Raw genomic sequence first — 20060 nt, forward strand, 5'->3', positions numbered from 1 at the left:
GGATCAGTCCGGGCAGTTGCGGAGCGAGGAGTACTGCAGCTGCCCGGGGTCGATCCGGACGCCGGGCACCCACAGCTTCTTGCCGTCCTTGCGGACCTCGTACCAGACGCTGCTGTGGCCGCCTGCCTCGTCGGTGACGGTGACGCCGTTGGCGATGCGGCAGTGGGCGGTCAGCCGGTCGCCGTGCCAGGCCCGCCCGCCGATGTTGGAGGGCCGGTAGGGGACGTAGGGATCGAGCGCGAGGCCGAGGGCGCATTCTCTGCTGCGGCTGTCCCGGCAGGCCTTCTCGATGTTGTGGATGGTGATCCGCTCGGTCTCGTGGTTCTTGGCGGCCGGGCCGGTTTCACGTGAAACACCCTGCCCTGCCGGGGAGTCGGGGGGCGAGCCGGTGGCGAGGTGAATGGCCACGGCGGTGGCCGCTCCGATGACGAGCACGGTGCCCACCACCGCGAGGATCCACTTCGGCCTGGGCGAGGACGCCGGGGGCCGGTCCGGCGCTTCGCCGGCCTCCTCCCCGGGCCCAGGACCGTCCGTGCCCTCCGTCGCGCTCGCGGGCGCCGCTTCGTTGGCGAGATGCAGCAGCCGCACCAGGTCGGGCAGCCGGTCCTCACCGGTGAAGGAGAGCTTGCACCACTGCACCAACAGCCGTTCGTCCGGCAGGCTCTGGCCGCGCAGGTAGCGGGAGAGCGAGGATCTGCTGGCGGGCAGCCGGGCTTCCAGTTCCTTCAGGCTCAGTCCCAGTTCGCCGTGCATGTGACGCAGCCCGGACACGAAGTCGCGTACCGGACCGTCGAGTTGGTCGGGCAAGGGGGCGAGCGGCTTACGGCGGGGATTGGTGGCGCGGTTCGGATTCCCATGCACGGACGGCATTCCAGCACAGCCGCGGCACGCACCGCGAGAGGCACTTCCGCTCCCCTGTGGCGGAAGTGCCTCTCGTTACAGAATCCGGATGGTGACCGGATCAGTCCGTGAACTTCACGGGACGGTAGGGCTTGAACTCCCCGCCGTTGAGCCCGTAGGTGAGCGACCGGTGGTCGGTGCCGTGGCCGCCGCGCTGCTCGTACGCGGTGTAGGAAGTGTGGGCCGCGTTGTCCCACTTCTCGAACATCACGACGTGCCGGGTGTTGTTGTCACCGGCCGCGTCGATGAGCAGGTCGCCGGGCTTCAGCTCGTTGACGGAGACCGGCCGGGTGATCTTGGAGCTGGTGAGCCCCACGGTGTTGGTGCCGGGCGCGCCCAGGTTCAGCGCCATGGAGACGTAGCCGGAGCAGTCCTGGCGGTACCCGTCCTTCCAGTTCTTCGCCTGGCTGTAGGGCACCTGCGCGCCGTTGTTAGCGGTCAGCCAGGTGGCCGCGCGCTGCAGCGCCTCGCCGCGGGTGCCACCGGGTGCCGGCGGGGGCGGGTTCTGGCCGCCCTGCTCCGGTACACCGGGCAGCTTGTCCTGCGGGATGTCGACGGCGATCACGCTGAGGAAGCCGGTCACCGGGCCCGTGATGTGGGCCATGTAGGTCGAGCAGGCGCTGCCCTCGCAGACCTTCTTGCCGGTGTTGACCTGGTAGTCCGCGGTGATCTTGTCCTGGCCGGCCGTGTCCTTGTTGATCATGCCGACGGACGGCGAGTTGGCGTCGGGCGAGGCGTGCACCACCCAGCGGGTCCCCCAGGTCGGGAAGGTGCTGCCGGCGGCCGTCGTCTTGAGCGCGGCGGCGGCGCCTGCCTGAGTCTTCAGGTCCGCCTTGGTGTCCCGCGTCTTGACGGTGGTCTGCGCGGCGGCCTTGCTGCCGGTGTCGGCCTTCGCCTCCCCGCCGGAGCAGCCGGTGACGGCGGCGATGCCGATGCCCGCCGCGGCGACCGCGGGCAGGACGCGGCGCAGCGTGGTCGTGCCGAATGTGGTGCGCTTGGTCTGCGACATGATGGATTCCCCTCGTTTGTGAGGCGGTGAGCGCCGCGCTGTCCGGTGCGGCGCACTGTCGGCCTCGGCGACGGGATCCATCATTGGGCGGGCAGAAGGGGTTTTCCGGGGCTGCCGTGTCCCATGGGACGTTCCGCCCGTCGGGACGCCCACGAGACGCCGCTGACCTGCTGGGACGTGGGACGCGGCGGGGCCGGCGCGGGATGCCCCGCGGGCGGCTCCGGGACATGACGGGACGTGCGGGCCCCGCGGCAGGGCTCCCCTGTGCACATGCGGCAGGGCCTTCCGTGCGCGCACGCGAGAGGGGCGCCCGCGCGGTGTTGCGCGGGCGCCCCTTCAGGCAAGTACGTATGAGGTCCGAGTGTCACATGAGGTCACATGGCCGCGGGTCCGTCACTCGTAGCCGTGCCGGTGAGTCTCCTCGATCACCGGGGCTGCGGGCGGCGGCGGTTGCATCCGACGACGCTTGAAGATGCTGACGTACGCGGCAATACCGATGATGCCGACCGCCATCAGGATCAGGCCCACGAGATCGAGATTGACCCCGGCCATCTGCCAGTCCACCGCGAACGTCAGGATCCCTCCGACGGCGAGCAGACCGATGCACCAGCCGATGCCCATGATGTGCGCCTCCTCTTGATCGGCGGTTCCGGGCAGGTCGTGCCCCGGGTACCCGGCCGTCAAGCTGTCAATCAGGAGACACACAACAAGAGTTGCGGCACCTCAATCGCCCGGTTCCGTCCCTTCCGCCGCACCGGTCCCGTCCCGTGCGAACAGCTGCGTCAGCGTGCTGATCGTGTAGACGTCCGTGGCCGCCTCGTCGACCAGGTGCATCTCGGCCAGCCGGGCCAGTCCGTCCTGCGTGCGCTCCAGGTCCGAGCCGGCCAGCGCGGCCGCCGCCGAGGCGTTCAGCTGCCCGTCCGCACTGGTCGCCAGGGCGCTCAGCAGCCGCGCGTCGTCCGCCGACAGCCGGGCCACGGACATCCGCAGCGCCGAGGCGATCCCGGTGTCCTCCGCCGACAGCAGGGACAGCCGGCGCCGCTCGTCGCGCAGCGCGGACGCCAGCCGGGCCAGCCGCCAGCGGGGCCGTGCGGTCAGCTGGGCGACCGCCGCGCGCAGCGCCAGCGGCAGCCCGTCGCAGAGCTCGACCAGTTCGCGGGCGGCCTCCGGATCCTCGTCCACCCGCTCGGCGCCGAGCATCGCGCCGAGCAGGGCCACGCCCTCGGCCACGCCGAACACCTGGAGCCCCACCGGCCGGGCGCAGTCGGTGGCCACCAGCCCGTCCAGCCTGCTGCGGCTGGTGACGACCGTGGCGCAGCCCGGCCCGCCCGGCAGCAGCGGCCGCACCTGCGCGGAGCTGTGCGCGTTGTCCAGCACCACCAGCAGCCTGCGGTCCGCGACGAGCGACCGGAAGAGCGCGGAAGCGGCCGTCGCGGAGGCCGGCACGGCGTGCTCCGGCGTGCCCAGGGCGGTGAGGAAGAAGCGCAGCACGGCGGCCGGTTCGGTGGCTTCGCCCTCGCCGAAGCCCCGCAGGTCGGCGAAGAGTTGCCCGTCCGGGTACTCGGCGGCGTGCTGGTGCGCCCACTGCACGGCACATGCGGTCTTGCCGACCCCGGCCGGTCCGGTGACGACCGCCAGCGGGCTGTCGCCGTCACCGGCGTCGCCGGTGAGCGCCGTGGTGAGCCGGCCCATCGCCGCCTCGCGGCCCAGGAAACGGGCCGGCGGGCGGGGCAGCAGCCGCGGCGGGGCCGTGGCCGCGCCGCTCGCGCCTCCGTCCGCTCCGGGCTCCGCCGCGCCGGTTTCACGTGAAACCCCCGCGTCCGGCCTCCCGGTGGCGTCCGCGTCCCGTTGTCCGGGCATCCGGGACCCGGCGGCGGGAGCACCGGCCGCGGCGTCGGCAGCCGGTGCCGCGTCGGCCCCTGAAGCCGTCTCCTCGGCCCGCAGGATCTGCTCGTAGGCCTCCCGCAGCCGGGCGCCCGGGTCCACGCCCAGCTCCTCGCTCAGCAGGCGCCGGGTGCGGTGGTACCAGTCCAGCGCGTCGGACTGGCGTCCCGTACGGAACAGCGCCCGCATCAGGGCGGCGATCAGCCCTTCCCGCAGCGGGTGCGCCACGGCGGCGTTGTAGAGGACCGAAGCGGCCTGCTCGTGCTCGCCCAGCGCGCTGTGGGCACGGGCCAGCGCCTCCACGGCGGTCAGCCGCCGTTCGTCCAGCGCGTGCGTGGCGGCGGCGAACGGCGGGCTGGTGACCGTGCCGGTCAGCGCCGGGCCGCGCCACAGCCCGAGCGCCTCGCGCAGCAGCGGCACGGCGTCGGCGGGGGCCGACTCCGGCCGGGCCAGCGAGACCAGTTCACCGAACCGGTGGGCGTCGATCAGTTCCTCGGGGAGCCGCAGCAGGTATGCCGAGCCATGGGTGGCCAGCTCCACGCCGTACGCCTCCGCGCCGCCCTCGGCGAGCGTGGCGCGCAGCCGCGAGACATGTCCCTGCACGACCGTACGGGCATGCGCGGGCGGCTCGTCCTCCCACAGGGAGTCGATCAACTGCTCCAGCGGGACCGTGGTGTTGGGGCGCAGGAGCAGCAGCGCGAGCACGCTGCGCCGTTTGGCGGGCCCGAGCGGGAGTTCACCTGCGGCAGTGGTGACGGCGACCGGACCGAGCAGGGAGAATTCCAACTCAGCCCTCCAGGAAGGACGTCAGGGCGGTGGCCAGCAGGTGCGGGTCCTCGGCACCGCACAGCTCGCGCGCCGAGTGCATGGACAGGATCGCGACGCCGATGTCGACGGTGGTGATGCCGTGCCGGGCGGCGGTGATCGGGCCGATCGTCGTGCCGCACGGCATGGAGTTGTTGGAGACGAACGACTGCCAGGGCACGCCGGCCCGTTCGCAGGCGTCGGCGAAGACCGCGCGGCCGCCGCCGTCGGTGGCGTACCGCTGGTTGACGTTGACCTTCAGGATGGGGCCGCCGTTCGGCATCGGGTGGTGGCCGGGCTCGTGCCGCTCGGAGTAGTTCGGGTGCACGGCGTGGCCGGTGTCGGAGGACAGACACACCGTACCTGCGAAGGCTCGGGCCTTGTCCTCGTAGGAACCGCCGCGGGCGAAGACCGAACGCTCCAGCACCGTGCCCAGCAGCGGGCCGTCGGCGCCGGTGTCGGACTGGCTGCCGTTCTCCTCGTGGTCGAAGGCGGCCAGCACCGGGATGCAGGTCAGGTCGTCGCGTGCGGAGGCGGCGGCGAGCGCGGCCGCACCGGCGTGCACGGACAGCAGGTTGTCCATCCGGGGGCCGGCGAGCAGCTCCCGGTCCCGGCCGAGGTAGGCGGGCGGCTCGACGCTGTGCACCATCAGGTCCCAGCCGCGGACCTCCCCCGCGGCGACCCCCGCTTCCTGCTCGACGAAGGAGAGCAGGTCGCCCTCCTGGACCTCGCCCAGGCCCCAGACGGGCGTCATGTGCCGCTGCTTGTCGAGCTTGAGGCCGTCGGCGTTGACCGAGCGGTCGAGGTGGACGGCCAGCTGCGGTACGCGCATCAGCGGCCGGTCGACGTTGACCAGCCGGTGGCTGCCGTCCCGCAGCGTCAGCCGCCCGGACAGGCCCAGGTCCCGGTCGAGCCAGGTGTTGAGCAGCGTGCCGCCGTAGATCTCGACCGCGATCTGCCGCCAGCCGCGCGACCCGGTGTCCGGGAGCGGCTTCACCCGCAGGTTGGGCGAGTCGGTGTGCGCGCCGACGATGCGGTAGGGCGTCGCCGGAGTGGCCCCCTCGGGCACGTACCAGGCGATGATCGCGCCGCCGCGGAGCACGTACTTGCCGCCTGCCTCGCCGTCCCAGGCGTCGGTCTCGGCGACCTGCCGGAAGCCGGCCTTCTCCAGCCGGGCGGCCGCGTTCGCCACGGCGTGGTACGGCGACGGGCTCGCGGCGAGGAAGGACATCAGGTCGTCGGTGTGGCCGCGGTCGAAGCGGACAGATGTGCTCATGGATTCAGCATAAGGAGGCGTCGCACCGGGTGGGTGGTACGCCGTACGGATGAGTGGAATACGGCGCCCGCGTGACCGGTGTTCTCTGTGTGACGGGAGGGATTCGGCGGCAGGGCCCGCGGCACGCCGGTGGCCCGAGGCCGTCGCGGGAGGCCCCGCCGCCCGCAGCGGTACGCCGACGGCCCCGCCCGGAGCGAACCGGGCGGGGCCACGACGAGCGGCAGGCGGGCGGCACGGGCCCTCAGCGGCGGGAAACGCCGCCCCGGATCAGAACGCCGCCTCGTCCAGCTCCATCAGGGACTGGTCGACGGACTCGGCGAGCCCGCGCTGCACGGTGACGTTCGGCAGGACGTTGTGCGCGAAGAACTTCGCTGCCGCGATCTTGCCCTGGTAGAACGCCTTGTCCTTGGAGGAAGCCGTCGCCAGCTTCTCCTGGGCCACCGCGGCGCCCTTGAGCAGCAGGTAGCCGATGACGACGTCACCCGAGGCCAGCAGGAGGCGGGTGGTGTTCAGGCCCACCTTGTAGATGGACTTGACGTCCTTCTCGGTGGCGGCGAGGTCGGTCAGCATCGCGCCGACGATCGCCTCCAGGTCACCGGCCGCCTTGGCCAGCTCGCCGCGGGCGCCCTCCAGCTCCTCGCCGCCGACCGCCTCGGCCAGGAACTTCTTGATGGTCTCGGACAGGGTGGTCAGCGCCGCGCCCTGGTTGCGGACGATCTTCCGGAAGAAGAAGTCCTGGCCCTGGATCGCGGTGGTGCCCTCGTAGAGGGTGTCGATCTTGGAGTCCCGGATGTACTGCTCGATCGGGTACTCCTGCAGGTAGCCGGAGCCGCCGAAGGTCTGCAGCGACTGGGCCAGCTGCTCGTAGGACTTCTCCGAGCCGTAGCCCTTCACGATCGGCAGCAGCAGGTCGTTCAGCGCGTGCTCGGCGGAGGCGTCCTCGCCCGCGCTCTCCTTGATCAGGATCTCGTCCTGCACGGTGGCCGTGTAGAGGACGAGGGCGCGCATGCCCTCGGCGTACGACTTCTGCGTCATCAGCGAGCGGCGCACGTCGGGGTGGTGGGTGATGGTGACGCGCGGCGCGGTCTTGTCGGTGAAGGCCGCCAGGTCCGGGCCCTGCACGCGCTCCTTGGCGTACTCCAGGGCGTTCAGGTAGCCGGTCGACAGGGTGGCGATGGCCTTCGTGCCGACCATCATCCGCGCGAACTCGATGATGCGGAACATCTGGCGGATGCCGTCGTGCTTCTCGCCGATGAGCCAGCCCTTGGCGGGGTGCTTGTCGCCGAAGGTCATCTCGCAGGTGTTGGAGGCCTTCAGGCCCATCTTGTGCTCGACGTTGGTGGCGTAGACGCCGTTGCGGTCGCCCAGCTCACCGGTCTCGAAGTCGAACTCGTACTTCGGCACGAGGAAGAGGGAGAGGCCCTTGGTGCCCGGGCCGTGGCCCTCGGGGCGCGCGAGCACGTAGTGAAGGATGTTCTCCGACATGTCGTGCTCACCGGAGGTGATGAAGCGCTTCACACCCTCGATGTGCCAGGAGCCGTCCTCCTGCTTGATCGCCTTGGTGCGGCCGGCGCCGACGTCCGAGCCCGCGTCGGGCTCGGTCAGCACCATCGTGGAGCCCCAGCCCTTCTCCGTGGCGACCTTGGCGATGTGCTTCTGCTGCTCGGTGCCCTCCTCGAAGAGCACGCCGGCGAAGGCCGGGCCGGAGGCGTACATCCACACGGCCGGGTTCGAGCCCAGGATGGACTCGGCGAAGGCCCACAGCAGGGAGCGCGGCGTCGTGGTGCCGCCGATCTCCTCCGGCACGCCCAGCCGCCACCACTCGGCGTCCATGTACGCCTGGTAGCTCTTCTTGAAGGACGCCGGGACCGGCGCGGTGTTGGTCTCCGGGTCGAAGACCGGGGGGTTCCGGTCGGCATCGGTGTACGACTCGGCCAGCTCGTTCTCCGCCAGCCGCGCGATCTCGGACAGCACGCTCTTGGCTGTGTCGACGTCCATCTCGGCGAACGGTCCGGTGCCGTACACGCTGTCGCGGCCGAGTACCTCGAAGAGGTTGAACTCGATGTCGCGGAGATTCGACTTGTAGTGCCCCATGGCGACGGCTCCGTAATCCTTCGTGAGGAGGTCCTCAAACGCATACCAGGTAGTAGCTACCAGGATGCTACCCGTCGGTAATAAGAAGCAACCCCTAACGGCCCATCTGTGACTCAGTACGCTTTGCAGCTATGTACGGCTACGACCAGAACGTGGGTGCGGGTCAGCAGGGTTACGGTGCTGCGCCGCCTCCGCCGCAGCAGGCTCCTGGCGGTTACGGCGGGCAGCCGCTGTACCCCGAGCCGTCCCCGCCCTCCTTTGCCGACGCGGTGCGTGCCTTCACCACCGGGTCGATGTCCGCCGAGGACTTCCAAGGGATCTTCTCGACCTCCAAGGTGTACTGCCCGCGCGGCGACAATCCGGGGTTCCTGGCGCTGCACAACACCCAGCAGCCGGTGATCCCGATGTTCACCTCGCTCAAGGAGCTGCGCGCGTACGCCGGCAAGGAGTCCAAGTACTTCGTGATCACTGGCGCCGAGGTGCTGGACCTGCTGCCCACCGGGTACGGCTTCGTGCTCGACATGGAGGGCGAGCACCGCATGGTCTTCGACGCCAAGGCCGTGGAGCAGATGGTCGACTTCGCGATGCGGCGGATGTACGGCTAGCACTCACTTCCCGGGTGGCCGAGGTGCCGCCCGTCCCGTCCCGGTGGGCCGGTCGCGTCCGTACGCGACCGGCCCACCGGTTTTCTCTCCCTTTTGACCTGCGGAAACGAGTCGGGAATGAAGTGCGCCTTGCAGGTTGTTCAGAGTTCAACTAAATTGAAAGCCGAACGACCGAGGAGGCCGTCATGCCCGCAGTGACCGTTGAGAACCCGCTGACCCTGCCGCGTGTCGCGGCGCCCGCCGACGCCCGGCAGCGCTCGGCGCTCGCCGTATCGACCGCACCCACCGGGTTCGAGGGCGAGGGCTTTCCCGTCCGCCGGGCCTTCGCCGGCATCGACTACAAGCACCTCGACCCGTTCATCATGATGGACCAGATGGGCGAGGTGGAGTACGCGCCCGGCGAGCCCAAGGGCACGCCCTGGCACCCGCACCGCGGCTTCGAGACGGTGACCTACCTGATCGACGGCACCTTCGTGCACCAGGACTCGCACGGGGGCGGCGGCACCATCAACGACGGCGACACCCAGTGGATGACGGCGGGCTCCGGCCTGCTGCACATCGAGGCGCCGCCGGAGTCGCTGGTGATGTCCGGCGGTCTCTTCCACGGCCTCCAGCTGTGGGTGAACCTGCCGAAGAAGGACAAGATGATGTCCCCCCGCTACCAGGACATCGGCGGCAGTCAGGTCAAGCTGCTGACCTCGTCCGACGGCGGTGCGCTGCTGCGGCTGATCGCGGGCGACATCGACGGGCACGAGGGTCCCGGCATCACGCACACGCCGATCACGATGATGCATGTGTCGATCAACCCGGGTGCCGAGCTGACGCTGCCCTGGCGGTCGGACTTCAACGCGCTGGCGTACGGGCTGGCCGGTCGCGGCACGGCGGGCCCCGAAGGCCGTCCGTTCCGCATGGGCCAGTCGGTCGTCTTCGGCGCCGGAGACTCGATCACGATCAAGGCGGACGCGACCCAGGAGTCGCGCAGCCCGAACTTCGAGGTCGTCCTCCTCGGCGGGCAGCCCATCCGCGAGCCGATGATGCACTACGGCCCGTTCGTGATGAACACCCACGCCGAGCTGGCCCAGGCCTTCGAGGACTTCCAGGCGGGCCGCCTCGGCACCATCCCGGCTGCTGCCGGCTGACCCGAACGCACTCCGGCCGGGCCCGGCGTTTCACGTGAAACGCCGGGCCCGGCTCTGTGCTGTGCGGGCCGTGACGCGCCCCCGCGTGGTGGACTGGGCGGGTGCAGAAACGGATGAACAGGGATGAACGGGAAGCTCTGCTTCCCCTCGGTGCGCGCCGGACCGCGGCCTGGTGCGGAGTGGCACTGCTCGTCGCCGCCGTGCTCGCGGTCGCCGTCTGGCTGACCGTGCACCTGAAGGCGGCCGTGACGCCCGTCCTGCTGGCCCTGCTCGGCAGTGCCCTGCTCGAACCGCTCTACCGGCGGCTCGTCGCGATGAAACTCAACCGCTCGCTGGCGTCCGCGCTGACCTGCGCCGCACTGCTGGTGGTCGTCGGCGGGGCCGGGTACATCGTGGTCTCCGCGCTGATCGACACCGGCAACCAGATCGTGGCGTCGGTCCAGCAGGCGACCAAGGAGCTGAGCAAGTACCTCGGCGCCTCCGGCGCCTCGCTCGGGGACCTGACGGGGAACATCAAGCAGCTGGCGGAGAAGTTCGGCGGCCGGGCCGCCACCGGGCTGCTCTCCGGCATCAGCCTGGTCGGCCAGACCGTGGCCGCCGCCGTGCTGGCGCTGCTGCTGACGTTCTTCTTCCTGCGGGACGCGGACAAGGCGGTGGGCGTGCTGCGGTCCTGGGCGCCGGGCGACTCCGGACCGCAGCTGGAGCGGATGGCGCGCCGCGGCTTCGAGGCCGTGGAGGGCTTCATGCGCGGCACGACCGTCATCGCGCTGATCGACGCCGTGTGCATCACCGTCGGGCTGCTGATCCTGGGCGTGCCGGGCGCGGTCGGGCTGAGCGCGCTGGTCTTCGTCGGCGCGTACATCCCGTACCTGGGCGCGTTCCTCTCCGGTGCCGTGTCGGTACTGGTGGCGCTGGCCGACCGGGGCTTCGTGATCGCACTGTGGGCGCTGGGCGTGGTGCTGTTCGTGCAGGTCCTGGAGGGGCACATCCTGCAGCCGCTCATCCAGAGCCGCACCGTCCACATGCACCCGGCCGTCGTGCTGATCGCGATCACCGCGGGCGCGAGCCTGGCGGGCATCCTCGGCATGCTGCTGGCCGTACCGCTGGCGGCCGCGGTGACGGGGATCCTGTCAGAGCTGCACGAGCGCTACGCCGCCGGTTCGGACAACGGCGGGCCGGACAGCGAGGGGCCGCCGTCCGGGGGCTCCTCCTCCGCGGAAACGCCGCCCTGAGCCGCGTCCGCCACGAGACCGCCGGCGTCCCCCGCGTCCTCGTACAGCTCGAACCAGATGGACTTGCCGTCCCCGCGCGGGTCCACGCCCCACGCGCCGGCCAGCAGCTCCATCAGGACCAGGCCGCGCCCGGAGGAGGCCAGCTCGCCGGGGCGGCGCCGGTGCGGCAGCTCGTCGCTGCTGTCCGCCACGTCCACCCGGATCCGCCGGGCACCCCGCGTACCGGAGATCTCGGCGACCAGCAGGGCGTCGCCGTCGGTGTGCAGCAGCACGTTGGTGACCATCTCGGAGACCATCAGGACGGCCGAGTCGACCTGGTCCTCGTCGGTCCAGTCGTGCAGGACGTCGCGGATCTGGCCGCGGGCCTCGGCGATCCGCTCCGGCTCGGCCTGCGCGATGGTCAGGACCGTACGGCGGACGGGCAGCCCGGGCTCCATGCCGCCGGTGCCGATGGCGCAGCTGGCGCTCTCCCGGGACAGCAGCAGCATCGCGATGTCGTCCTCGCGGCGGTCCGCCAGCGGCCCGGTGGTGTGGTGCGAGGACGGCCCGTGCACGGCCTGCACCAGGGCGTCCGCGAGCCGCTCCAGCCCGTCGTCGGTGTCCGGATCCTCGTGGGCCTCCATGACGTCCCGCAGCCGCGTCCAGCCGCTCTCCAGGTCGTGCCCGCCGGTCTCGATGAGCCCGTCCGTGCAGACCAGCATCGTCTCGCCGGGCTCCAGGACGAGCCGGGTGGTCGGGTAGTCCGTGTCCGGGTCGATGCCCAGCGGCATCCCGCCCGCGGTCGGCCGTACCAGCATCGTGCCGTCGGTCATCCGGATGGCGGGGTCGGGGTGGCCGGCCCGCGCGATGTCCAGCAGTCCGGTGGCCGGGTCGACCTCGATGTAGAGGCAGGTCGCGAAGCGCGGGTCCATCCCCTCGGCCTCGGTGTCGTTCAGGCCGGAGAGGAAGCGGGAGGCGCGGGAGAGCACGGCGTCGGGGTGGTGGCCCTCGGAGGCGTAGGCGCGCAGCGCGATCCGCAGCTGGCCCATGAGGCCGGCGGCCCGTACGTCGTGGCCCTGTACGTCCCCGATGACCAGCGCGATCCGGCCCGACGGCAGGGTGATCATGTCGTACCAGTCGCCGCCGACCTCCAGGCCGCCGCCGGTGGGCACGTACCGCGCGGCCACCGCCATCCCCGGGATGTCCGGCTGCACCGTCGGCATCATGCTGCGCTGCAGGCCGGTCGTCAGCTCCAGCTGCGATTCCTGGTCCCCGGCGCGGTGCAGGGCCTGCGCGAGCATCCGGGCGACGGTGGTGAGCACGGAGCGCTCGTCGGGGGTGAAGGCGACGCGGTGGCCGAAGGCGGCCATCCAGGCGCCGACCGTCCGGCCCGCGCTGATCAGCGGCAGAAAGGCCCAGGACTGGCGCTCGAAGCGCTCGGCCATCGGCCAGGTGGCGGGGAACCGGCGGCGGTACTCCTCCGGCGTGGGCAGGTAGATCGCCCGCCCGGTCCGTATCACCTCGGCGGCCGGGTAGTCGGTCTGCAGCGGCATGTCGACGAAGGGGCGCTCGGCGCCGGGCTTGTGGCCGTGGTGCCCGATCACCGATATGTGGTCGCCCTTGATGCCGAAGACGGCCAGCCCGTCGGGCATGAACCCGGGCATGGACAGGCCGGCGGCCACCCGCAGCACCTCGGCGGTGGAGCGGGCCTCGGCCAGCGCACGCCCCGCGTCCAGCAGGAACGCCTCGCGGGAGCGGCGCCAGTCGCCGGTGACGGGGGTGCGCGCCGCGGAGGTGCCCGGCTGCGGCTCGGGGACCTCCTGGAGGGTGCCGACCAGCTCGTAGCTGTTGTCCAGCGGGGTGACCCGGGCGCGGCAGCGGACGACGCGCTGTACCTTGCCGTCGTCGCGCATGACGCGGAGCCGGCCCTCGGCGAGGGTTCCCTCGGTCAGCGCGAGGTGGACGACGCCGTTGATCTCGGCGAAGTCGACGGCGTGGAAGCGGGAGCGGATGAATGCCTCGCTGAAGTCGGCGGGCTCCTCGGGCAGGCCGAGCAGCCTGGCCGCCTCGGCGTCCAGCGTCACCTTGCCGACTGCGTGGTCCCAGTGCCACAGGCCCGTGCCGATGGCGGCCAGGACGTCCTTGGTGCGCATTGCATCACTTTATGTGGGTTTCACGGAGGCCCACCAGTGAGAAGGACGTGACCCTGGTCCCATGGTGTGCCGACAGGAAGTCCTCCGGTACTTCCCGGGGGGATCCCCGCGAGTTTCTTGACGTGTATATGGCAACCCGTGACGAGGGGGCGGAGCGGTAACCTGGAGCGGTTATGCCAATCCTGGGGTGATCATCGGGTGTCGCCCGGGAGCCGACCCGGCCTCCCGCCCCCGTTGCCCCACCTCGACTCGCGACGACTTGGATGAGCGATGCATCGGTACCGGTCCCATAACTGCGGCGAGCTCCGGGCCGCGGACGTCGACACGGACGTCCGCCTCAGCGGCTGGCTGCACAATCGACGTGACCTGGGCGGCATCCTCTTCATCGATCTGCGCGACCACTACGGCATCACGCAGCTCGTCGCCCGCCCCGGCACCCCCGCCAACGAAGCGCTCGGCTCCCTGACCAAGGAGACCGTCGTCCGCATCGACGGCAAGGTCAGCGCCCGCGGCACGGACAACGTCAACCCCGACCTGCCGACCGGCGAGGTCGAGATCGAGGTCTCCGCCGTCGAGGTGCTCGGCGCCGCCGAGCAGATCCCCTTCACGATCAACGCCGAGGACGGGGTCAACGAGGAGAAGCGCCTGGAGTACCGCTTCCTCGACCTCCGCCGCGAGCGCATGCACCGCAACATCATGCTGCGCACGGCCGTCATCTCCGCCATCCGCCACAAGATGGTCTCCCTCGGCTTCAACGAGATGGCGACGCCGATCCTGTCCGCGACCTCCCCCGAGGGCGCGCGCGACTTCCTGGTCCCCTCGCGCCTGCACGCCGGCCGGTTCTACGCCCTGCCGCAGGCCCCGCAGCAGTTCAAGCAGCTGCTGATGATCGCGGGCTTCGACCGGTACTTCCAGATCGCGCCGTGCTTCCGCGACGAGGACGCCCGCGCCGACCGCTCGCCGGGCGAGTTCTACCAGCTCGACATCGAGATGTCCTTCGTCGAGCAGGAGGACGTCTTCGGCCCGGTCGAGAAGCTGATGACCGAGCTCTTCACCGAGTTCGGCGGCGGCCGCGAGGTCACCTCCCCCTTCCCGCGGATCCCGTTCCGCGAGTCGATGCTCAAGTACGGCAACGACAAGCCGGACCTGCGCGCCAAGCTGGAGCTGGTGGACGTCTCCGACGTCTTCGCGGGCTCGGGCTTCAAGGCGTTCGCCGGCAAGCACGTCCGCGCGCTGGCCGTGCCGGACACCGCCGACCAGCCGCGCAAGTTCTTCGACGGGCTCGGCGACTACGCCGTCGAGCAGGGCGCGAAGGGCCTGGCCTGGGTCCGCGTCGGCGAGGTCCCCCAAGGCCTTGAGGGTCAGGGAGGTGCCCCCATCGCGCTGACCGGCCCGATCGCCAAGTTCCTCACCGAGGACGACGTGAAGGCCCTGGTCAGCAAGCTGGACCTGGCCCCCGGCCACGCCGTCTTCTTCGGCGCGGGCGAGTTCGACGAGGTCTCGAAGATCATGGGCGCGGTCCGCGTCGAGGCCGCGAAGCGCGCCGGCCACTTCGAGGAGGGCGTCTTCCGCTTCTGCTGGATCGTCGACTTCCCGATGTTCGAGAAGGACGAGGACACCGGCAAGATCGAGTTCTCCCACAACCCCTTCTCGATGCCCCAGGGCGGCCTGGAGGCGCTGGAGACCAAGGACCCGCTGGACATCCTGGCCTGGCAGTACGACATCGTCTGCAACGGCGTCGAGCTGTCCTCCGGCGCGATCCGTAACCACGAGCCCGAGGTCATGTACAAGGCCTTCTCGATCGCCGGTTACGACAAGGACACCGTCGAGGCGGAGTTCGGCGGCATGCTCCGCGCGTTCAAGTTCGGCGCCCCGCCGCACGGCGGCATCGCCCCGGGCGTGGACCGCATCGTGATGCTCCTCGCGGACGAGCCGAACATCCGCGAGACCATCGCCTTCCCGCTCAACGGCAACGCCCAGGACCTCCTCATGGGCGCCCCGAGCGAGGTCGAGGAGTCCCGCCTGAAGGAACTCCACCTCTCGATCCGCAAGCCGCAGGTGAAGTAGTAGTTCGTTCGTACGAGTGATGGGCCCGCGATCCACGGATCGCGGGCCTTTCGCGTGCCACGCTCCGGGCACGACGAGACTCAAGGCGAATCCGGCCGTGGTGGACAGGGAACACGTACCGTGGAAGGCACCACCGATCCCGGAGGAGGCCGACGTGGGCGCTGTCAGGCCGGGCACACGTGCCATGACCCAGGGCGGGTTCGAGGAGCTCGCGCGTATGGCGGACCAGCTGAGCGACGCCGTACGCCTTGAGTTCATCGACGGGAAAATCGGGGAGAAGGCTCTGCCGGATGGCGATCACGATGAGGTCATCGCATGGCTGGCCAGCATGTGCATTCAGGTGAACGCGGGCTGGTGGCTCTATCCGGAACGGGGCCTGAGGGTCGAAACGTACCGCAAGGGCAACGCTCGTCCCGACGGCTGCCTCGCTCCGCGCGGAACCTTCACTGGTCAGGGTGAGTGGGCGAATGCCGACGGAGTACTTATGACGGTCGAGGTCACTTCCCGTGACTACGACACCGATCGCCGGGACCGTGAGGAGAAGCCGAGAGCGTACGCCGAGTCCGGCATCCCGGTGTACTTGCTGATCGACCGGGACACCTGTGAGGTCAAGGTGCACTCACAGCCCGATGGGAAGCGCTACGAGATGGTCCTGACGGTGCCGTTCGGCAAGGTTGTCACGCTCCCGGACCCGGTAGGCATCGAGCTGGACACTGAGCCGCTGAAGGACTGGGTGCACTGACACCCCGAGCTTGAACGAGGGGCCCGGAACCGTTCGGTTCCGGGCCCCTCAAGTATGACTGCGTGCTTACTCCTCGCCGCCGAAGCGGTCGCGGTAGGTGGTCAGGTCGTCTTCGGTGATCTTGGCGAAGAGGACCGGGGGGACGGTGAAGGACGTGCCCGCCGGGACGGAGGAGAGGGACTTCGCCTCGTCCTGCGTGACCCAGAGCGCCGTGTCGTCGGCGAGGTCGAACGCGCCGCGCATCGCCTTCGCCGACGCCGGGATGAAGGGCTCGGAGACCACCGAGTACAGGTGGATGAGGTTCATCGCCGTACGCAGCGTCAGCGCGGCCGCGTCCTTGTCCGTCTTGATCTCCAGCCAGGGGGCCTTCTCCTCCAGGTAGGAGTTGCCCGCGCTCCACAGGGCGCGCAGCGAAGCGGCGGCCTTGCGGAACTGGAGGGCCTCCATGTGGCCCTCGTACTCAGCCAGCAGCTCGGCGATCTGCTCGCCCAGCTTCGCCTCGGCCTCGCCGGCCTCGGCACCCGCCGGGACCTCGTCACCGAAGCGCTTCCGCGAGAAGGACAGCACGCGGTTGACGAAGTTGCCGAGGGTGTCGGCCAGGTCCTTGTTGACCGAGGAGGAGAACAGCTCCCAGGTGAAGGACGTGTCGTCGGACTCCGGCGCGTTCGCGATCAGGAAGTAGCGCCAGTAGTCGGCGGGCAGCAGTTCCAGCGCCGCGTCGGTGAAGATGCCGCGCCGCTGCGAGGTGGAGAACTTGCCGCCGTAGTAGTTCAGCCAGTTGAAGGCCTTGAGGAAGTCGACCTTCTTCCACGGCTCGCGGGTGCCCAGCTGCGTGGCCGGGAACATCACGCTGTGGAACGGGACGTTGTCCTTGGCCATGAACTCCGTGTACCGGACGTCGTCGGCCTCGTACCACCACGACTTCCAGTCGCGGGTCTCGCCGTCGGGGGCCGCGTCCGCCCACTCCTTCGTCGAGCCGATGTACTCGATCGGGGCGTCGAACCAGACGTAGAAGACCTTGCCCTCGGCGGCGAGGTCCGGCCAGACGTCGGCCGGCACCGGTACGCCCCAGTCCAGGTCGCGGGTGATCGCGCGGTCGTGCAGGCCCTCGGTCAGCCACTTGCGGGCGATCGAGGAGGCCAGCGTCGGCCACTCCTCACCGGTCTCGTCGATGAACTTCTCGACCTCGCCCTGGAGTTTGGACTGCAGCAGGAAGAGGTGCTTGGTCTCGCGCACCTCCAGGTCGCTGCTGCCGCTGATCGCCGAGCGGGCGTCGATCAGGTCGGTCGGGTCCAGCACGCGGGTGCAGTTCTCGCACTGGTCGCCGCGGGCCTTGTCGTAGCCGCAGTGCGGGCACGTGCCGACGATGTAGCGGTCGGGCAGGAAGCGCTCGTCGGCCTTCGAGTAGACCTGGCGGATCGCCCGCTCCTCGATGAAGCCGTTCTCGTGCAGCTTGCGCGCGAAGTGCTGGGTCAGCTCGACGTTCTGCTGAGAGGAGCTGCGGCCGAAGTGGTCGAAGGCCAGCCCGAACCCCTCGTAGATCGCCTTCTGCGCGTCGTGCTGCTCGGCACAGAACGCGTCAACGGACTGGCCGGCGTCCTTCGCGGCCAGCTCGGCGGGGGTGCCGTGCTCATCGGTCGCGCAGATGTACAGCACGTCGTGCCCGCGCTGGCGCATATAGCGGGAGTACACGTCGGCCGGGAGCATGGACCCCACCATGTTGCCCAGGTGCTTGATCCCGTTGATGTACGGAAGGGCGCTGGTGATGAGGTGTCGAGCCATTGCCGGCTGCTCCCAAGTCGCTACGGTGAGTGATTTTTTGCACTACGGAACGCCAATATCGTACTCGCCCGACCGGGTGCCACCGCGCCCCCTTTCACCGGCTGGGACGCCCGTGCGCATGGTGCGCGGACGACCGGGGATGCTGTGAGAAGGAGGGGCCAGGGGGAGGGGCGGGCCATGGGAGAGCAACGGAGCTGGGTCTCGTCGAGCTACAGCTGTGACACGGACGCGACCTGCGTGGAAGTGGCGATCGCGGCGGGACGGGTGCACGTGCGGGATTCGCGGCAGGGCGGGGACGAGGACGCGCCCCGGCTGACGTTCTCCGTCGCGGCGTGGACGCTGTTCCTCGCGCATACGACGGCGGACTGAGCCATGAACGGATGTGGGCCGGTGCAGCGGAACGGCCCGGCCGCCCCGTGAGGGGCCGCCGGGCCGTGTCGGTTCCGCGCCGTTGCAGGTCAGCTTTCCCGCTGCCGGTCAGCTGTCCTTGAGCACGCCCGCGGCGCGCGCGTCGGCGAGCCACTCCGGGAACTCGATCATCAGCTGCGCGTAGAGGTCGGCGTCGGCCACGGCACGCGGGTCGCGGCCGGCGTGGAAGAAGCCGGCGTTGTCGACCTTGCGCTTCTCCGGCACGGCGAGGTCGTCCAGCTTGCGCAGGAAGTCGAAGCCCTTGGCCTCGGGGTCGCCGAAGCCGACGAACTGCCAGAAGATCGGCAGCCCGGCCGCCTCGCACAGCGCCTTCTCGGCGGCGGGCTTGGAGGTGGGGGCGCCGTCGGTCTGGAAGATCACGAACGCCGGGGCGGTCGTCTTCGACTTCTTGTAGTGGTCGATGACGGCCTTGATCGCCCAGTGGTAGTTGGTCCGGCCCATGTGGCCGAGGCCGGCGTGCAGCTCCTCGATCCGGCCCTCGTACGAGGTCAGGTCGATGTCGGCGGTGCCGTCGATGTCGGTGGAGAAGAAGACGACGGGCACGGTGCCGTCGTCGTCCAGGTTCGCGGAGAGGCCGAGGGCCTGCTCGGCGAGGTGCTGGACGGTGCCGTCCTTGTAGTAGTTGCGCATCGAGCCGGAGCGGTCGAGCACGAGGTAGACGGCGGCGCGCTGGGTGCCGAGGCCCTGCTTCGCCAGCGCCGCACCGGCGTCCTTGTACAGGCTGACCAGGCCGGGCGCGACCTCCTCGACCTTGCTGAGGGAGATCGCGGCACCGCTCCCGCCGTCCGCCGGGGCGGCGGCGGTGGCTGCGACGGGCTCGGGCTTGGGCTCGGGCTCGGGGTCCGCGGTCGGCTCGTCGACGGTGGCCGGCTCGGCGGGGGCCTCGGTACGAGCGGCGGGGATGGTGGCGGCGGGCGCCACGGGCTCGGGCTCGGGCGCGATCTCGACCTTGGCCTCGGCCTCGACCTTGGCCTCGGCCTCGACCTCGGGCTCGGGCTTCGTCTCGGGCTCGGCTGCGGCGGCCACCGGCTCGGCCTCGGGCTCTGCGACCGGCGCGGCAGCCGCGGGCTCGCTCACGATCTCGGGCTCGGCCTCAGCCTTGTCCTCAGCCTCGACCTTGGTCTCGGCCTCCGGCTCGGTCACGGCCTCCGGCTCAATCACGGTCTTGGTCTCGGGCGCGGCCTCGACAGGCGCGGCCTCGACAGGCGCGGCCTCGGCCTTGGTGTCAGCAGCCCCAGCAGCCTCAGCAGGCGCAGCATCCTCCGCGGCCTCGGGCTCGGCGACCGCCGTCTCCGCCACCTCCGGCTCGGCGACCGCGGCCTTCGCGGTCTCCGTCTCCGGCTCCGACTTCGGCTCGGGCTCCGGCTTCGGCTCCGGCTTCCGCTCCTGCTTCTGCGGCGACGGGCGGTCGAAGGCCTCTCGTACCAGTTCGGAGACGTCGGGCACGTCCGAGACGGCGGACCCGGTGGCGGGCTCCGTGGTGGCGGGCGCGGCCGAGCCGGCCACCACCGCGGCGCCCGCGGCGGGTGCGGTCTCCGCGTACACCTCCGTACGGGCCGGCTCCTGTCCCGTGCGGGCCGCCGGTACCTCGGTCTCGGCGGCAGGTGCGGCCGGCGCCGCCTCCGGCACGGGGGCCGACTCCTCGCGGGCCTCCGGAATGGCCGCCGCGTCGGTGGCCTCCGTCGCCGCGGGGGCATTCGGTTCGTTACGGGCCGCCTTGGAGCGACCGAAAGCGTTGCGCAGCAGACTCCGAATGCCCATCGGCGTACCTCTCGTGCGTGTGGTGTCGTGCATGTGTGGGTGCGGCGAATGTCCGAAAAACGAGGCGCGTTCCTGACCTGGACGGACACCAAAGGGTAGCGGCCTATCCCTATCGCATCGTGGGACCCCGCGCGTCGTGCTGCGGCACGAGCCGAAGCCGCCCGGATTCACCGTCAGTTCATCTTTTTGTCGCCGCGTGTCGGA

Annotated in this window: 15 protein-coding genes; 6 read left to right on the forward strand and 9 right to left on the reverse strand. The window is 70.6% G+C overall.

The features are described 5' to 3' along the window. Positions 1-3: 3 nt before the first annotated feature. The 6 genes from ABZ840_RS05265 to ABZ840_RS05290 form a co-directional block, all read right to left on the reverse strand. On the reverse strand, positions 4-807 hold the full coding sequence (locus tag ABZ840_RS05265; RefSeq protein WP_361553543.1) for an XRE family transcriptional regulator: 804 nt from the start codon (positions 805-807) through the stop codon (positions 4-6). 154 nt (positions 808-961) lie between these two features. Continuing rightward, complete coding sequence (locus tag ABZ840_RS05270) at positions 962-1909, reverse strand: hypothetical protein (protein ID WP_361553546.1); 948 nt, start codon at positions 1907-1909, stop codon at positions 962-964. 393 nt (positions 1910-2302) lie between these two features. Beyond that, the gene (locus ABZ840_RS05275) at positions 2303-2530 is read right to left on the reverse strand and encodes a DUF6458 family protein (protein ID WP_030621558.1); all 228 of its coding nucleotides are present in this window, start codon (positions 2528-2530) and stop codon (positions 2303-2305) included. Positions 2531-2632: 102 nt separating this feature from the next. Next, positions 2633-4579, reverse strand: a complete 1947-nt coding sequence (locus tag ABZ840_RS05280; RefSeq protein WP_361553550.1) for a BTAD domain-containing putative transcriptional regulator — start codon at positions 4577-4579, stop codon at positions 2633-2635. A 1-nt stretch (position 4580) separates the two neighbouring features. Further along, positions 4581-5873, reverse strand: coding sequence for a M18 family aminopeptidase (locus ABZ840_RS05285; RefSeq protein WP_361553553.1), 1293 nt, complete (start codon positions 5871-5873; stop codon positions 4581-4583). 267 nt (positions 5874-6140) lie between these two features. Further along, the gene (locus ABZ840_RS05290) at positions 6141-7967 is read right to left on the reverse strand and encodes an acyl-CoA dehydrogenase (RefSeq protein WP_361553556.1); all 1827 of its coding nucleotides are present in this window, start codon (positions 7965-7967) and stop codon (positions 6141-6143) included. Between the two features lie 131 nt (positions 7968-8098). On the opposite strand from ABZ840_RS05290, the gene ABZ840_RS05295 reads away from it, so the two are divergent. The 3 genes from ABZ840_RS05295 to ABZ840_RS05305 all read left to right on the forward strand — a co-directional run bounded on the left by ABZ840_RS05295 (position 8099) and on the right by ABZ840_RS05305 (position 10943). After that, positions 8099-8572, forward strand: coding sequence for an SseB family protein (locus ABZ840_RS05295; protein WP_361553559.1), 474 nt, complete (start codon positions 8099-8101; stop codon positions 8570-8572). A gap of 185 nt (positions 8573-8757) precedes the next feature. Then, entirely contained in the window at positions 8758-9711 is a 954-nt protein-coding gene (locus ABZ840_RS05300; RefSeq protein ID WP_361553562.1) for a pirin family protein, read from the forward strand. Between the two features lie 113 nt (positions 9712-9824). Beyond that, on the forward strand, positions 9825-10943 hold the full coding sequence (locus ABZ840_RS05305) for an AI-2E family transporter (RefSeq protein ID WP_361553566.1): 1119 nt from the start codon (positions 9825-9827) through the stop codon (positions 10941-10943). Here the strand turns inward: ABZ840_RS05305 and ABZ840_RS05310 are convergent. Next, positions 10859-13075: a SpoIIE family protein phosphatase gene (locus ABZ840_RS05310; RefSeq protein WP_361553569.1), complete on the reverse strand. Its 2217-nt coding sequence runs from the start codon at positions 13073-13075 to the stop codon at positions 10859-10861. The two genes, ABZ840_RS05305 and ABZ840_RS05310, sit on opposite strands and share 85 nt — an antisense overlap. Before the next feature lie 270 nt (positions 13076-13345). On the opposite strand from ABZ840_RS05310, the gene aspS reads away from it, so the two are divergent. Together aspS and ABZ840_RS05320 are read left to right on the forward strand one after the other, a co-directional pair. Further along, on the forward strand, positions 13346-15142 hold the full coding sequence (gene aspS / locus ABZ840_RS05315; protein ID WP_361553572.1) for an aspartate--tRNA ligase: 1797 nt from the start codon (positions 13346-13348) through the stop codon (positions 15140-15142). Positions 15143-15326: 184 nt separating this feature from the next. Further along, positions 15327-15884, forward strand: a complete 558-nt coding sequence (locus ABZ840_RS05320) for a Uma2 family endonuclease (protein WP_361553930.1) — start codon at positions 15327-15329, stop codon at positions 15882-15884. 66 nt (positions 15885-15950) lie between these two features. Here ABZ840_RS05320 and metG read toward each other — a convergent pair whose 3' ends face one another. Next, positions 15951-17666, reverse strand: coding sequence for a methionine--tRNA ligase (gene metG / locus ABZ840_RS05325; RefSeq protein ID WP_361553575.1), 1716 nt, complete (start codon positions 17664-17666; stop codon positions 15951-15953). A 177-nt stretch (positions 17667-17843) separates the two neighbouring features. Here metG and ABZ840_RS05330 point away from each other — a divergent pair, with 177 nt between their 5' ends. Then, positions 17844-18035 carry a DUF397 domain-containing protein gene (locus tag ABZ840_RS05330; RefSeq protein WP_361553578.1) on the forward strand — a complete coding sequence of 64 codons (192 nt, stop codon included), beginning with the start codon at positions 17844-17846 and terminating at the stop codon, positions 18033-18035. A 108-nt stretch (positions 18036-18143) separates the two neighbouring features. Here ABZ840_RS05330 and ABZ840_RS05335 read toward each other — a convergent pair whose 3' ends face one another. After that, positions 18144-19856 (reverse strand): VWA domain-containing protein, encoded by a 1713-nt coding sequence (locus tag ABZ840_RS05335; RefSeq protein ID WP_361553581.1) that lies wholly within the window; start codon positions 19854-19856, stop codon positions 18144-18146. Positions 19857-20060: the final 204 nt, after the last annotated feature.

This window comes from Streptomyces sp. NPDC047117 (genome assembly GCF_040643545.1).
GTDB lineage: Bacteria > Actinomycetota > Actinomycetes > Streptomycetales > Streptomycetaceae > Streptomyces.

Excerpts from the sequence above, each read along its gene's own strand:
- ABZ840_RS05270 (WP_361553546.1), bottom strand. The coding sequence starts at position 1,909 with ATGTCGCAGACCAAGCGCACCACATTCGGCACGACCACGCTGCGCCGC.
- ABZ840_RS05275 (WP_030621558.1), bottom strand. The coding sequence starts at position 2,530 with ATGGGCATCGGCTGGTGCATCGGTCTGCTCGCCGTCGGAGGGATCCTG.
- ABZ840_RS05285 (WP_361553553.1), bottom strand. The coding sequence starts at position 5,873 with ATGAGCACATCTGTCCGCTTCGACCGCGGCCACACCGACGACCTGATG.
- ABZ840_RS05290 (WP_361553556.1), bottom strand. The coding sequence starts at position 7,967 with ATGGGGCACTACAAGTCGAATCTCCGCGACATCGAGTTCAACCTCTTC.
- ABZ840_RS05295 (WP_361553559.1), top strand. The coding sequence starts at position 8,099 with ATGTACGGCTACGACCAGAACGTGGGTGCGGGTCAGCAGGGTTACGGT.
- ABZ840_RS05300 (WP_361553562.1), top strand. The coding sequence starts at position 8,758 with ATGCCCGCAGTGACCGTTGAGAACCCGCTGACCCTGCCGCGTGTCGCG.
- ABZ840_RS05305 (WP_361553566.1), top strand. The coding sequence starts at position 9,825 with ATGAACAGGGATGAACGGGAAGCTCTGCTTCCCCTCGGTGCGCGCCGG.
- ABZ840_RS05310 (WP_361553569.1), bottom strand. The coding sequence starts at position 13,075 with ATGCGCACCAAGGACGTCCTGGCCGCCATCGGCACGGGCCTGTGGCAC.
- aspS (WP_361553572.1), top strand. The coding sequence starts at position 13,346 with ATGCATCGGTACCGGTCCCATAACTGCGGCGAGCTCCGGGCCGCGGAC.
- ABZ840_RS05320 (WP_361553930.1), top strand. The coding sequence starts at position 15,327 with ATGACCCAGGGCGGGTTCGAGGAGCTCGCGCGTATGGCGGACCAGCTG.
- metG (WP_361553575.1), bottom strand. The coding sequence starts at position 17,666 with ATGGCTCGACACCTCATCACCAGCGCCCTTCCGTACATCAACGGGATC.
- ABZ840_RS05330 (WP_361553578.1), top strand. The coding sequence starts at position 17,844 with ATGGGAGAGCAACGGAGCTGGGTCTCGTCGAGCTACAGCTGTGACACG.
- ABZ840_RS05335 (WP_361553581.1), bottom strand. The coding sequence starts at position 19,856 with ATGGGCATTCGGAGTCTGCTGCGCAACGCTTTCGGTCGCTCCAAGGCG.